This window comes from Micromonospora sp. NPDC048909 (assembly GCF_040649635.1).
In the GTDB taxonomy this organism is placed as follows: Bacteria; Actinomycetota; Actinomycetes; order Mycobacteriales; family Micromonosporaceae; genus Micromonospora.
Map to the genome: position 1 here is coordinate 42910 of NZ_JBEZFU010000007.1, position 14254 is coordinate 57163.

At 70.7% G+C, this 14254-nt stretch carries 11 protein-coding genes; 7 read left to right on the forward strand and 4 right to left on the reverse strand.

Features of this window, described 5'->3' with window-relative positions; translation table 11 throughout:
• Positions 1-430: 430 nt before the first annotated feature.
• Complete coding sequence (locus AB0C04_RS20190) at positions 431-2197, reverse strand: thiamine pyrophosphate-dependent enzyme (RefSeq protein WP_357056697.1); 1767 nt, start codon at positions 2195-2197, stop codon at positions 431-433.
• Positions 2198-2505: 308 nt separating this feature from the next.
• Between AB0C04_RS20190 and AB0C04_RS20195 the strand changes: the two genes are divergently transcribed.
• The 5 genes from AB0C04_RS20195 (at position 2506) to AB0C04_RS20215 (ending at position 8048) form a co-directional block, all read left to right on the forward strand.
• Positions 2506-4110, forward strand: a complete 1605-nt coding sequence (locus AB0C04_RS20195; RefSeq protein WP_357056700.1) for an FAD-binding oxidoreductase — start codon at positions 2506-2508, stop codon at positions 4108-4110.
• A gap of 40 nt (positions 4111-4150) precedes the next feature.
• Complete coding sequence (locus AB0C04_RS20200; RefSeq protein ID WP_357056703.1) at positions 4151-5398, forward strand: MalY/PatB family protein; 1248 nt, start codon at positions 4151-4153, stop codon at positions 5396-5398.
• A gap of 99 nt (positions 5399-5497) precedes the next feature.
• Positions 5498-6016 (forward strand): SigE family RNA polymerase sigma factor, encoded by a 519-nt coding sequence (locus tag AB0C04_RS20205; RefSeq protein WP_357056706.1) that lies wholly within the window; start codon positions 5498-5500, stop codon positions 6014-6016.
• 6 nt (positions 6017-6022) lie between these two features.
• Positions 6023-6907, forward strand: coding sequence for a hypothetical protein (locus AB0C04_RS20210; RefSeq protein ID WP_357056709.1), 885 nt, complete (start codon positions 6023-6025; stop codon positions 6905-6907).
• A 223-nt stretch (positions 6908-7130) separates the two neighbouring features.
• A complete protein-coding gene (locus tag AB0C04_RS20215) occupies positions 7131-8048 on the forward strand; it encodes a hypothetical protein (protein WP_357056712.1) in 918 nt (305 codons plus the stop codon).
• A gap of 267 nt (positions 8049-8315) precedes the next feature.
• Here the strand turns inward: AB0C04_RS20215 and AB0C04_RS20220 are convergent, their stop codons facing one another.
• On the reverse strand, positions 8316-9176 hold the full coding sequence (locus tag AB0C04_RS20220; protein WP_357056715.1) for an AraC family transcriptional regulator: 861 nt from the start codon (positions 9174-9176) through the stop codon (positions 8316-8318).
• 141 nt (positions 9177-9317) lie between these two features.
• Here AB0C04_RS20220 and AB0C04_RS20225 point away from each other — a divergent pair, with 141 nt between their 5' ends.
• The gene (locus AB0C04_RS20225) at positions 9318-10133 is read left to right on the forward strand and encodes a phytanoyl-CoA dioxygenase family protein (protein WP_357056718.1); all 816 of its coding nucleotides are present in this window, start codon (positions 9318-9320) and stop codon (positions 10131-10133) included.
• A gap of 270 nt (positions 10134-10403) precedes the next feature.
• Here AB0C04_RS20225 and AB0C04_RS20230 read toward each other — a convergent pair whose 3' ends face one another.
• Positions 10404-10805: a heme-binding protein gene (locus tag AB0C04_RS20230; protein ID WP_357056721.1), complete on the reverse strand. Its 402-nt coding sequence runs from the start codon at positions 10803-10805 to the stop codon at positions 10404-10406.
• Positions 10806-10841: 36 nt separating this feature from the next.
• A complete protein-coding gene (locus tag AB0C04_RS20235; protein ID WP_357056723.1) occupies positions 10842-11978 on the reverse strand; it encodes a glutathione-independent formaldehyde dehydrogenase in 1137 nt (378 codons plus the stop codon).
• Between the two features lie 598 nt (positions 11979-12576).
• Here AB0C04_RS20235 and AB0C04_RS20240 point away from each other — a divergent pair.
• A complete protein-coding gene (locus tag AB0C04_RS20240) occupies positions 12577-14178 on the forward strand; it encodes a hypothetical protein (RefSeq protein WP_357056726.1) in 1602 nt (533 codons plus the stop codon).
• Positions 14179-14254 lie beyond the last annotated feature (76 nt).

A 14254-nucleotide genomic window follows, 5' to 3' on the forward strand; every position in this document is an offset into this window, starting at 1 on the left:
TGAGGTCGGTCGTGGTGGCCGAGCGCACTTCTGCGCTCGGCCACCACGTGCGCAGGATGATGACCGTCCCCGCAAAGCGCGGTCCTCATGGCACCGGTCGCAGAAGCGGGCTGATCGAGGCCGCTGAGCGTCTCGTCACGCTCGTGGTTGCCTCCGTGACGTCGGTCGGCGGGCTTGGTGGCTGGACGGTTCGCGCAGGTGTTGCTCACCGGCGCTGTCGGAGGTGCGGGTCGTGGCGCCGGCCAGACGGTGAGCAGAATTCACCAGGCCGACGGGCCGTCCCAGCCGGTGGCAGTACTTGGACCAGTCGAGGACGACGGCGGTATTGGTGCATTCGCCAGCGAGGCTGGTACCGCCACCCCGGGACACCAGCGGGACCCCATGGCGCCGGCAGGGGGTCGCACGGCCGGCGCGGGCAGCAGGATCCCAGTCATTTCCGCAGCTCGTTGATCTTGTCGCGGGCGACCGTGGCCAAAGTGCTGAGCTTGTGCGGTTGCCCGCGCAGGAAGGCCTCGGTGAAGTACTTCGCCTGCTCGTAGCTGATCTTGCCGGGCATCGGCGGCTCGTTCGGGTTGACGTCGCAGTCCACCAGCGCCGGCCCGGGGTGCGCGAGGGCGTCCCGGATCGCGGCGGGCAGCGCCTTCGGGTCGGTGACCTTGACGCCGTACGCGCCGCAGGCCCGGGCCCAGGCGGCGAAGTCCCCCTCCGGCTGCCGGTGCCGCACGGCGTACTCGGGGTAGCCGAGGATGATCTGCTCCCAGAGGATCTCGCCGTAGGCGTTGTTGTTGTTGATGACCACCTTGATCGGCAGCTCGTGCCGCACGGCGGTGAGGAACTCGGCCATCAGCATCGCGAAGCCGCCGTCCCCGACGAACGCGATGACCTGCCGGCCGGGGTACGCGTGCTGCATCGCGATCGCGTACGGCAGGCCGGGGGCCATCGTGGCGAGGTTGCCGGAGAGGTAGTACTCCCGCCCGCCGCGGATCGTCCAGTGCCGCGCCGACCAGGTGGCGATGGTGCCGGAGTCGCAGGTCAGGATGGCGTCGTCCGCTGCGGCCTCGTCGACGCAGCCCATCAGGTACTGCGGTGCGATCGGGGTGCGCTTCGGATCCTGCAACGCCGCCATGTCCGAGAGCCAGGTGTCCCGCTCCCGCTGATATTTGGTCAGGAAGGACCGGTCGGTGCGGGGCTGCAGCATCGGCAGCAGCTGTTGCAGCGCGAGCTGGGCGTCGGCGGTGACGGCAGCGCTGACCGGCAACCGCATGCCGATGAGGCTCGGGTCGACGTCGATCTGCACCACCCGCGCCTGCCCGGGGGAGGGCAGGTATTTCCCGTACGGGTAGGAGGTGCCGACCATCAGCAGGGTGTCGCACTCCTCCATCAGCTGCTCGCTCGGCTTGGTGCCGAGCAGGCCGAGGCCGCCGGTGGTGAGCGGGTGGTCGTCAGGTACCACCATCTTGCCGGGCAGGGTCTTGACGATGGGGCTGGCCAGAGCGTCCGCCACAGCGAGGACCTCCTGGCGTGCCGCGCGGGCGCCGACGCCCACCAGCATGGCGATTTTGGTCCCGCCGTTGAGCACGTCCGCCGCACGGGTCAGATCGGCCTGCGCGGCCGGGACCGGTGGCCACGACAGCACCGGGTTGCTCGACGGCGGCTGTCCGGGGCTGACGTGCCGGTATGGAGCGGCGCTCGCGGGCGCGACCTGCAGGTCGTTGGGGAAGGTCAGGTGCGCGACGGTGCGCTTGCTGAGGGCATGGCGGACGGCGATGTCGACCACGCCGGGCATCTGCTCGGGGTTGGTCACCATCAGGTTGTAAGCGGCCACGTCCTGGTAGAGCAGCTGGGTGTGCACCTCCTGCTGGTAGTAGGAGCCGAGCACCGACGTCTCCTGCATGCCGGTGATCGCGAGCACCGGCACGTGGTCGAGCTTGGCGTCGTACAGCCCGTTGAGCAGGTGGATGGCGCCCGGCCCGGAGGTGGCGCAGCAGACTCCGAGCCGGCCGGTCGCCTTGGCGTAACCGGTGGCCATGAAGGCCGCCGCCTCCTCGTGGTGCACCAGCACGAACCGCAGCTTGTCCCGGTGCCGGCGAAAGCCCTCCATCAGGCCGTTGATGCCGTCGCCCGGCAGTCCGAAGATGGTGTCGACCCCCCACTCCACCAGCCGCAGGGCCAGGCTCTCGCCAACAATCTCCTGCACCTCAGGTCCTCCTCGTCCAAGGTTTGCCACCATGCGCCGACGCACAGCGCTCGGCCGCCGCGGACCGGCCATCGCCGCCCAGGACGGACGGGTGGGCCTACCCGGTGGGGTTGGTGATAAACCGCACTTAAGGGGCAGGATCGTTGCTTGATCGTCTGTTTCGGCCCGATCCCCGGAAAGTCGAGACAGGCAGGCTCGACGGCTTCGACCGGACGTCACCTGCTCGGACGACGGCATCGACGCGGTGCCGGCCGTCGAGTACGTTACCGGCGAGTTCACCTGCCGATGGTGGACGGCGGGGAGGCCGCATGGCCGGGAAACACCGTTCGTGGTGGGGCTGGGGGCACGTCGAGGACGCGGTGACCGGCGCGGAGGCCGCGGCGTTGGCGGACCGGGTGCGTACCCTGCTGCCCGACGTCGACCTGACCGAGCACGTCGCGCCGCCGGTGGCCGCGCTGGGCCTGCGCCCGCCGCGGGTCGATCCGCCGACGTCGCTCGCCCGGCTGTGCTCGACCGACCCGGCCGACCGGGCGGCGCACACCCACGGCAAGGCGTTCCGGGACGTCGTCCGCAATCTGCACGGGGAGGTCCACGACCCGCCGGACCTGGTGGTCCGGCCGGTGACCGAGCAGGACGTCGTCGACGTGCTGGACTGGTGCGCGGGCCGGGACATCGCCGTGATCCCCTACGGCGGCGGATCGTCGGTGGTCGGCGGCGTGGAGCCACGGCTCGGCGACGCGTACCCCGCGGCGGTCAGTCTCGACCTCGGACGCCTCGACCGGGTGCTGGAGGTCGACCCGACCAGCCGGGCGGCCCGCGTCCAGGCCGGCGTGTTCGGCCCGGCGCTGGAGGACCAGCTCCGTCGGCACGACCTCACCCTGCGGCACTTCCCGCAGTCGTTCGAGTTCTCCACCCTGGGCGGCTGGTTGGCCACCCGCGCCGGCGGTCACTACGCCACCGTCCTGACGCACATCGACGACCTGGTGGAGTCGATGCGGGTCGTCACCCCGGCGGGCATCAGCCAGTCGCGCCGGCTGCCCGGCTCCGGCGCCGGGCCGTCCCCGGACCGGCTGTTCCTCGGCTCGGAGGGCGTGCTCGGCGTCATCACCGAGGCGTGGATGCGCCTGCAGGTCCGGCCACGCTGGCGGGCGGGCGCCTCGGTGCACTTCTCCGACTACGACGAGGCGGTCACCGCCACCCGGGCCATCGCCCAGTCCGGGCTGCACCCGAGCAACTGCCGGCTGCTCGACCCGGCGGAGGCGATGCTCAACGCCGGCGCCGCCACCACCGGCGGCGTGCTGGTCCTGGGATTCGAGTCTGCGGACCATCCGGTCGCACCGTGGCTGGACCGCGCCATCGAGCTGTGCCGCGACCACGGAGGGACCCTGCCGGAGTCGGCCCGCAGCGACGACTCGTCCGGCCCAGGGCAGCGGACCGTCGCCGACACCTGGCGGTCGGCGTTCCTGCGGATGCCGTACCAGCGCGACGCGCTCGCCGCCCGGTCGATGATCGTGGAAACGTTCGAGACCGCCTGCACCTGGGACCGATTCCCCGCCTTGCGAGCGGCCGTGCTCGGCGCGGCCGGCGACGCACTCCGCGCCGTCGCCGCGACCGGTGTGGTCACCTGCCGCTTCACACACGTCTACCCGGACGGCCCCGCCCCCTACTTCGGCGTCTACGCCACCGGCCGCTGGGGCGCGACCCTCGCCCAGTGGGACCAGATCAAGCATGCCGTCTCCGACGCGCTGCTCGCCGCCGGCGGCACCATCACCCACCACCACGCCGTCGGCCGCGACCACCGACCGTGGTACGACCGGCAGCGTCCGGACCCGATCGCGCTCGCACTGAGCGCCGCCAAGAGCACGCTCGACCCGTCCTGGATCCTCAACCCCGGCGTCCTCGTCGATCGCTGACGCCTTCGGAATCCGCCGTAGCGCGCCTAGGGTGGGCGGCATGGGAAGCCCCGCCCCCGCCTCCGACGGTTCGACGGCTGAAAATCCGCTGACCCTGCTCACGCTCGACGAACTTCGGCAGCGCAGCAGCGTGAAGTGGCGCATGCACCCGCCCGATGTGCTCCCCCTCTGGGTCGCGGAGCTGGACGTACCCCTCGCTCCCCCGGTGGCCGACGCGCTACACCGCGCGATCGACCTCGGTGACACCGGCTACCCGCACGGGACGGCGTACGCCGAGGCGCTCGGCGACTTCGCCGCCCGGCGCTGGGGCTGGCACGACTTCCGCGTGGGCCACACCGCGGTCGTACCCGACGTGATGATGGGCATCGTCGAGGTACTGCGGCTCGTGACCGACCCCGCGGACGCGGTGGTGGTCTGCTCCCCCGTTTACCAGCCCTTCTACGCCTTCGTCAGCCACGCCGGCCGGCAGGTGATCGAGGCCCCGCTCGGAGCCGACCTGCGCATGGCCCCCGCCGCTCTCGACGAGGCCTTCCGCCGGGCCCGAGCCTGCGGCCGTCGGCCGGCGTTCCTGATGTGCAATCCGCACAACCCGACCGGCGTCGTCCATCGCCGGGACGAGCTGGAGGATGTTGCGGAACTGGCCGCCCGGCACGGCGTACGGGTGATCTCCGACGAGATCCACGCGCCCCTGGTGCTCCCCGGGGCGCACTTCACCCCGTACCTCACCGTGGCCGGCGCGGAGAATGCGTTCGCCCTGACTTCGGCCTCGAAGGCATGGAACCTCGCCGGTCTCAAGGCGGCGCTCGTGGTCGCCGGGCCGCAGGCCGCCGCGGACCTCGACCAGATGCCCGAAGAGGTCAGCCACGGACCCAGTCACCTCGGCGTCATCGCGCACACCGCCGCCTTCCGCGCCGGCGGGCCGTGGCTCGATCTCCTCCTCGACGGCCTCGACGCCAACCGCTCGCTCCTGGCGGCGCTGCTCGCGAAGCACCTTCCGTCCGTGACGTACCACCGTCCTGAGGGCACCTACCTCGCCTGGTTGGACTGCACGGCGCTCGGCGTCGCGACCGCGCAGCCGGCCGGCGAACCCGGCGCGGCCAGCGATCTCGCCGGGCCCGCGCAGATGTTCCTCGACCGCGCACGGGTCGCCCTCAGCTCCGGGCACGTCTTCGGCACCGGCGGAGCCGGCTTCGTGCGACTCAACTTCGCCACCTCACCCGCGATCCTCACCGAAGCCGTCACCCGCATGGGCCAGGCACTCGACACGCACCACCCGTTGGCAGGCTGAGTCCGCGTCTGATCAGGGCGAGCTGGGCCGCCGTGGTGTCGTCGGCACCGGCCAGCCGCCCCGAGGCAACCTTCTGGGGTGCAGCCGCGTGGTAGGGGCGTGACGGACCAAACCAAGCCACTCTCGACGGCGGACGAGTCGTACGTGGCATTCGTTGAAGTGGCCTGGCAGCGCCACATCCGGCTGGCCATGCTGCTGACCGGCGACCGGTGGCGGGCCGAGGAGCTGCTCCAGGACAGCCTCGTCAAGGTGTACGAGCGGTGGCGACGACTGTCGCGGCTCGACGACCTGCACGCCTACCTGCGCCGAGCGCTGGTCAACAACCACACGTCCAGTTGGCGGCGTCGGCGGCGGGAGAGTCTCGTCGCGGACGTCCCCGACCGGGTCGCTCCGGCGGGCGACCTCGGCCCCGACGCCGTCGTCGTGCGCCGCGCGCTGATGTCGCTGCCGGCGAAGCAGCGCGCGGTCGTGGTACTCCGCCACTACGAGGACCTGACCGAGCGCGAGGTCGCTCGGGTGCTCGGCTGCTCGGTGGGCACGGTCAAGAGCCAGAACGCACGCGCGCTGGACAAGCTCCGCCACCTTCTCGATGAACCCTCCTACACGCTAAGCAGGTGACACGTCATGAACACCCTTGATGAGCAACTCGCTCACCGGCTGCACGACATCGTCGACGGCGAGCCGGACTCCGTACCCCCGACGGGCGCACTGCTCGAACGCGGCCGGCGTGCCCGGCGGCGCCGGACGACCACGATGGTCAGCGCGACGTGCGCGCTGCTGGCGCTGGGTGCCGCCACGGCGGCGACCGTCGTGACGATGCCGACGTCCGGCCGGGTCGGCGTCACCGCCGAGGGGTCGCCACCGGCCCGGCCGGCCTCGCCGTCGATGGAACTGGTCTCGGCCGTCAGCGCCAGCGAGAACATCAGCTACCGGATGCGGCTGACCAACTCCGGGCCGGACGGGCTACGGTACGACGGGGCGTTCGACCCGAGGACCGCCACCGGGTACGTCCGGGTGGCCCTGGACGACTCGATCATGACCGAGCTGCTGATCGGCGGCACCCGGTACGAGGGCGGGGAACGACCGCGCGGCCCACTGCCCACCGACAAGGGCCCGGGCGAGACGTACGGCCGGTACGGCGAGTACCCCGGCACGTACGACCGGCTGTCCCTCTACGCCGACGGGAGCAACGTCCTCGGTGCCGCGGCGCCCGACCCGGCAGCGCTGTTCGCGGCACTGAAGAGCGCGAACGCGACCATCACCGAGAACCCGGACGGCACTCTGCACTTCGAGTACGCGACCTCGGCGGAGAAGGGTTCGACCACCACCCGCGGTGACGTCACGCTCGACGGCGACGGTCGGATCGCGAAGGTGGCGATCACCGGCACCTGGCAGACGACCGCGAAGGGCCGGCTCGACAAGGGCACGTTCGCGTCCACGCTCGAACTGTTCGACTACGGGGTTGAGGTGAAGGTGAAGCGCCCGACCGACGTCGTCATGGTCAAGTAGGCCGACCGATGGGACGACCGCTGCCGTGGTCGCCCGTCCCATCGATGAGCTGCCCGCGGCTGGACCGGCCGCGGGCAGCTCCTTGTCTTGACGGTGTCCCAACTGGCACTCGCCGGACTGCGCTCACGAGGCTCGGGATGACATCAACAGGTGTTGTCCGGCGATTCCCGATGCGGCATGATCGCCTGGCTTGTTCGTCACCAGAGCTACGGGGGCTAAGAGGATGTTGAGGAAGCAGGACGAGGAGAAGAGCATCGGCCGGCGACGGTTGCTTCGCCGCGCGGGCGCGGTCGCGGCCGGGATGGCCGGCGCGGGCGTGGCGGGCGCTGCCAGCGCCACTCCGGCACAGGCCGCCGCAGGCGATCCGGTGATCCAGGGTGTGGACAACGTCGTCGAAACCGCCACCACCCTACGGAACACCGGTGTTCGGGCGGCCCTACGGCTGGCGAACGACAAGACCTACGGACCCGTTCCAGATGGAAGGGTTTACGCCGAGCCGGCATTGCAGATCAAGCCGAGCGGGACGACCATCTCCCACCTCGCCGAGGCCGGCTCGATCAGCATGGCCGTCGACGGCAACATCTGGGTCATGACCGGGTATCCCGGTGGCAGCGAACATATGCACGTCGTGCACACCACCGCCAACAGCAACCGGATCGTGCCGCTGGTGCCGCAGCGGGTACTCGACACCCGGTACGCCAGCTCTCGAGGGCTGGTCCGCGAAACTGGCTACCTCGACTCCAGCGGCCGGCTGCTCGCCGGCCGGACGATCAGCCTCCGGCTGACGGATCACCTGCTGTACGCCGACGCGGTCTTCGGGACAGTGACCGTGGTGCAGCCGACGCTCGCCGGCTTCGCTCAGGTCTACCCGTTCGGCATCACCCGGCCGACCGACTTTTCGTCGATCAACTTCGCGCCGAACCAGATCCTCTCCAACGCATTCGTCTGCGGAGTAGGTAGTGACAATGACAGCAGCCACTACGCCACCGACCTGATCAACGTCTACTCCAGCGTGACCGCGCACATCATCGTCGACCTCACCGCGGCCGTCGTCGGCGCCGGCCGGGTCAACCCCCGCTCCGCGATGCCGGTCCCGGCGAGCCGCCTCAACCGCGGCGGCAAGGCCACGTGGGAGGAATGACGGTCGGCGTACAGCCGATCCCCTGACACACCGGGGGCCGGGTCTTCACGGACCCGGCCCTCGCTCAGCTTGTCCAGTCTCCGGCCCGGCCGATGCCGGCCGAAGCGCCATCAGGCCGGGACGGGCGCCCCGTCATCGCGCACCGCCACGGGCACAATCGCGCTGCGCGCCCTGCGGTTTCGGGACGCACGATCGATGTCGAGTGCCGCCCCAATGGGCAGAGTCACTATGGACGGTGAATGGACGTCGCCCCCATGCGCGGAGCGCTCACTGTGCCGCCCGGCCCTCCGCCCGGAAGTGGCGGCGGAACTCGCGGGGACTCATCCCCGTCTGCGCCCGGAACCGGCGGTTGAAATGGGACAGGTTCTGATAGCCGCACGCGGCCGCTATCTCGCTGATCGGCGCGTCGGTCTCGACGATCCGCCGGCACGCCTCGGCCAGCCGCACGTCATTGACGTAGTCGGTAAAGGTGCGCCCGGTGTGGCGCCGGAAGAAGCGGCTGAATGCGTCGGGCGTCATGGCCACCAGCGAGGCCGCCCGCGCCACCGTGACCTCCTCGGGATAGTCGCGACGAACCAGCCCGATCACCAGGTCGATCCGGCGTCGGGCGGAGGCGTCGACATCGGTCACCAGAGAGCGCGTGGAGAGCGTCTCGGCGGGAAGCTCGGCAAGCGTCACCAGGACGTCGAGTAGCCGTAGCGACCGCCGGGCCGGGTCGAGGCCGCCGATCCCGACCACCCCGGCCGCTGCGGCGTCGGCACCCGGGCCACTGAAGCGCAGCCCGTGCCCGGCGCGCGCAAGCAGCCGTTCGACGCCCTGGAACTCGGGCCGGCCGAAGAACCCGGCGCCGAACGCATCGTGCTGGAACTGCAACGTGACGGCCTCATGCCAGCCCGCCGGGCCCGACTCCCAGGTGTGCGGCGTCAGCGCGCCCACCAGAACGAGGTCGCCGGGCTCGTAGTCGTCGACCCGGTCACCCACGTAACGCCGGCCCGAGCCGGCGACGATGAGTGTCAGCTCGTATTCGGGGTGGTAATGCCAATCGAACGCGAACCGCGGCTCGGCGCGCACCCCGTGGTGCCACGAGAGGTAGGGCGAGGATGGCACGCGCTCCAACGACGGACGCATGCCCCGAACGGTACCCTGCCGACCACCCGATGACAGTGACCGGTGCGAATCGGCCGGCACAGTACTGGTGCTGGCCGCCCACGGCGTGGTGGCCCAGTCCCGGTCCCTCACACACTCGGGTGGCGACCCAAGGAGGCTTTGATGACAACCACCGCCACCGAACTCGACCAGCACTATCCGGTCAGCGCGGAAGACGTCGCCCGCTACGCCGACGACGGCTTCGTGAAGCTGCGCGCCGCGCTCAGCCCCGACGTTGTCGCTCGCTACGAGCCGGAGATCACCGAGCAGGTCATCCGGCTCAACACTCAGCACCTGTCACTGTCCGAACGTGACACCTACAGCCGCGCGTTTCTTCAGGTCATGAATTTGTGGCGGCATAACGACACGGTCCGCGAGTTCGCCTTCTCCCGCCGGTTGGCGGGGATCGCCGCCCAGCTGCTCGGGGTGCCGGCCGTCCGGCTCTACCACGACCAGGCGCTCTACAAGGAGGCCGGCGGCGGCATCACACCGTGGCACGTCGACCAGCACTACTGGCCGCTGTCGAGCGACCGCACCGTTACCGTCTGGGTGCCGTTGCAGGACACCCCGAAAGAGCTCGGCCCGCTGACCTTCGCCGCCGGTAGCCACCGCTCGGAATACGGTCGCGAACTCGCGATTGGCGACGAGTCGCAGGCGCTCCTCGACGGGTTCGTGACCGAGTCCGGCTACCGCGTCGACGACTCGCCGTACGCGATTGGCGACCTCAGCTTCCACGCCGGCTGGACCATGCACCGGGCGCCCGCGAACTCGGGCGCCACGCCCCGCCGGGTGATGACAGTCATCTACATGGACGCCGCGATCGAGGTGACGCGGCCGACCAACCGCTACCAGAAGGCAGACCTCGCCGCCTTCCTCGGCGACCGTCCAGTCGGCAGCGTCGCCGCCGGACCCCTCAACCCGGTGCTCTGGTCGGCCTGACCGATGTAGCACCGACGACCCCTGTGGTGATCCGATGAACGCTCTGCCGATGCGCACCCGCTCTGCGTGAGGTTCGGGCGCGCAGCCAGCTGGCACGCGACGACAGAGAGGGCCGTGACTGCGGGATTCCGCCTGTCATGATCACGCCGACAGCCCGCCAGACACCGCTACAACATCTTGAGCCTTACTTGAGGTTCGCCGTTGCCGGCCGCCCGCTCGCCCGGAGGCCGGCCGACCCGGTGGCCTTGGTGGAAATGGCGTTAGCTGGCCTCAGAGGACGCCCGCGCCCGCCTCGGCGACGGTCTGGTCCTGCTCGCCGGTACCGCCGCTGACGCCGACCGCGCCGACCACCTCGCCGCCGCGGCGCAGCGGGATGCCGCCCGCAAAGATCATCACGCGGCCGTGGTTGCTGGCATGGATGCCGTAGAACTGCTGCCCCGGTTGGGAGTTCGCGCCGAGTTCCTTGGTCGCGATGTCGAACGCCCGCGACGTCCACGCCTTGTTGACGCTGATGTCGATGCTGCCCATCCAGGCGCCGTCCATGCGTACGTGGGCGACGAGGTTGCCGCCCTCGTCGACCACGGCGATGTTCATCGGCTGACCGATCTCGACGGCTCGCGCCTCCGCGGCCTCGATGATCCGGCGGGCGTCGGCGAGGTTGACGGTCGCCATGTGTGCTCCATGTGGGTGAGTGTGTAGCTTGTGGGCTCAGGCGGCAGGCTTGAGGACGACCTTGGAGTAGCCCTCTTCGCGCCGGTCGAATCGCGCGTACGCGTCGGGCGCGTCGTCGAGGGGGATCTGCTTACTAACCACGAAGCTGGGCCGTGCGCGGCCGGCGATGATCAGGTCGCGCAGGTACCGGTTGTAGGCCTTGACGTTGGCCTGCCCGGTCCCGATCCGCTGGCCCTTCTCGAAGAGCTTGCCGACCCGAAACAGCAGTTCACCGTTCGCCGAGTGCGGGTCGGGCGCGCCCGGGTCGTGCGTGACGTACAGCCCGACGGCACCGATCACGCCGGTGGCCCGGACGATCTCGACCAGGCTGTTGAGCACGCTCGCCGGCTGTTCCTCGCCGCTGGGCGCGCTGGCCTGGTAGCCGACGGCGTCCACGCCCTTGTCGGTTCCGTCGCCGCCGGTTTGGTCGCGGATCTGCTCAACCGGGTCGGCCTTCGAGTAGTCGATCGGGAGTGCGCCGATGGACTCGGCGATCTGCAGGCGCGACGGCACCCGGTCGACCACGAACACCTTCGCCGCACCCATGATCATCGCGGAGTATGCGGCCATCAGTCCCACGGGCCCGGCGCCCATGACCGTGATCGTCTCGCCGGGACGCAGATTCGTCATCGCTACGCCGTGGTAGCCGGTCGGGAAGATGTCGGCAAGCATCGCGAAGTCGTTCTCGTGCTCACCGTCCTTCGGTAACTGGAGGCAGTTGAAGTCGGCGAACGGTACGCGCAGGTACTCGGCCTGTCCGCCGCGGTATGGCCCCATCGCCACGTAGCCGTACGCCCCGCCGCCGAAGCCCGGGTTGACCGTGAGGCAATACGCGGTGTAGCCGGCGAGGCAGTTCTTGCAGAACCCGCAGGCGACGTTGAAGGGCATCGACACACGGTCACCCTCCTTCACCGACACGACGCCGGGCCCGACCTCCACGACCGTGCCCATGTTCTCGTGGCCGAAGACCAGCCCGGGCTCCGCCTTCGTGCGGCCCTCGTACATGTGGAGGTCCGAACCGCAGATCGCGGTGGAGGTGATCTTTACGATCACGTCGGTCGCGTCCTCTATGCGGGGATCCTCCACCGTGTCGACGCTGACGTTGCGCGGCCCGTGGTAGACGACCGCCTTCATGACCCGGCGTCGCCGCACGCGGCGCCCAGCGCGATGCTCATGTCGACGACGTTATGTGGCGAGCACCCGCTGCGTGCCGAAATGGGAGAAGATTCCGCTTCCGCGCTTCCGGTGCGTTGCGGGTCGCGGCGGGTGCGACCGAACAGCGCCGACGGCGAGCTTCGCGTGATGCCGTCCGAGAATGTGGTGCAGACGGCCGCCCATGGTCACCCCGATGTCGGGGCGGCAGCCTGGGTGCAGCGTCACCTGGTGCCCGCTCCGGTCGCCATAGGTGCGGTGCGGGAGGGGCGACCCGACGCACCCGGCGTGGTATCTGACATCTCCAATTCGGCCCGCAACCTTGTAGCATGCGGCGGACGACGGCCGGCAGCCGGAGCGCGGCTCTGGTACGACTCGACGGGCGGCACCGCCGGGTCGGGCGGCCGCGGCACCGGTCAGGCCGGGGCCGGGGTGAGAGAGGAACCTGCTCGGCGTGTTCCAGGAACCGGACCAGATTCGGATGACCGGCGGAAACTCAATTGGCGGGGCGTCAGGCGCCAGGGGCGGGGCGTCAGGCGCCCGGCCGCCGCAGGCGTGGGACGCGGAGCTGGCCAAGGCGATGCGGCACGTTGCCGTGCTGCGCACCGGGTTCTACGTTGTCGTGCTGCTGATCGCGCTCGGTGGCCAGGTGTCCGGGGCGATGGAAGGGCTCGGCATGCCGTGGTACGTCGCCCTTCCCGCAGTGGGGGCGTTGGAGCTGGGCGGCGTCGTGGTGCTGGCGAACGCTGACGTACGCCGTCGACTAGGCGAAGGGGCGATGCTGTCCCGGGTGCTGTCGGCCGGCATCGCCACCGCCGCGGTCGCCTTCAACTGGCTGGCTCACAGTAACCACCTCGAAGGCGGTTTCTACGCGGGCATGTCGCTGCTCGGTTATCTGGTGTGGCTGATGAGCAGCGAGAATCAGCGGCGGGACCGGCTGCGCGCCAGGCAGCAGCTGCCACCCACGACGCCGGGGTACGAACCGGTCGGGCACTGGTTGCGACACCCGTGGCTGACCCGCCGCGCCCGCTCGTTGGCCAAAACCGATCCCGGCCTCGGGCTGTACGGTTCGCTCGACGCGGCCCGCGCGCAGATTCGCGCCGAGCGGCGGCAGGCGGCGCTCAGCAGGGTGTTGCGCCGCAAGATCAGCCGAGCATTGGACGCCACCACCGCGGACATCGCCGTGGCGGTGTACGACCTCGACGAGATCGCCCGGCGGCTGGCCGAGCAGGCGGACTACGACGGGCTCACCGAGCTGATCGCCGCCGATCTGGCACCTGCGCGTGTGCTGGCCGGTAACCTGCCGGCCAGCGGCCGCGGCCGGCGGTGGCGTCGCGCCGGCCACCCCGACCCCGTCGCACTAGCCTCGGCCGCGCGGTTGCTCGCCGACGCCCCGGAGCGGCTGTTCGCCCACGCCCCCGAGCCGCTCATGGACGCGGCCCCCATAGCACCTGCGGCGGACGGGGCCTCCGTCGGCTCCGCGCGGCCAGAGTCGGCCGGGGACGCCGTTCAGCAGGCGGGAGACGGTGACGAGCGACCGGGATCGGAGCAGTCCCGGGCAGTGACGTCGGACCGTACCGACCGGCGGTTGGAACGGTCCGACAGCACGGGCCAGCTCACCTCGACCACGGATCAGCCCGACCCGCCCCCCGCCTCCGACTGGGCGGCGCTGCACGCGGAACTCGCCCCGCTCCTGCCGGCGGCCCCACCGCGCCGAACGCCGCGCAACACAGCAGGCCGGTCGGCCACCAGCCGGGCGGAATCGCCGTCGACCACGGACGCGCCAGGCTCCGTCGCGGAGCCGGCCGACACCGCGCCGCCGGCAACGACCCGCCGCGCGGCACCGATGCCGCGAACCGCGACAGGACGGGCAGGTGTCGCCCGAGCCGCCGACCTGGCGGGCGAGCCGGGCCCGACCGCGGAAGTCACGCGAGAGCTACCCCTGGTGGCCGGGCGGGACCTGCCGGATCTGGTGAACACCGCGGCGAGCCGCACCACACCACCCGTCGCGGCCACCGACGCGGTGGAGGAGGCCACCGAGCAACGATCAGCGTCGCGAGCGCGGCAGGCCCCGGTGAGACGACGGAAACCCGCGACCGAGCTCGGAGACCGTCCGGCGTCGGTCGAACAGCCAGCCGTCCGGGGCCGGTCGGCCCTGACGGAAAGATCCTCGACGGCCTGATCAACAAACACCTCCCGGCCGCGTAGCTGAAACCGAGGAGGTGTGTCCGGCTTCCACGCGGCGCTTGATCACGAAG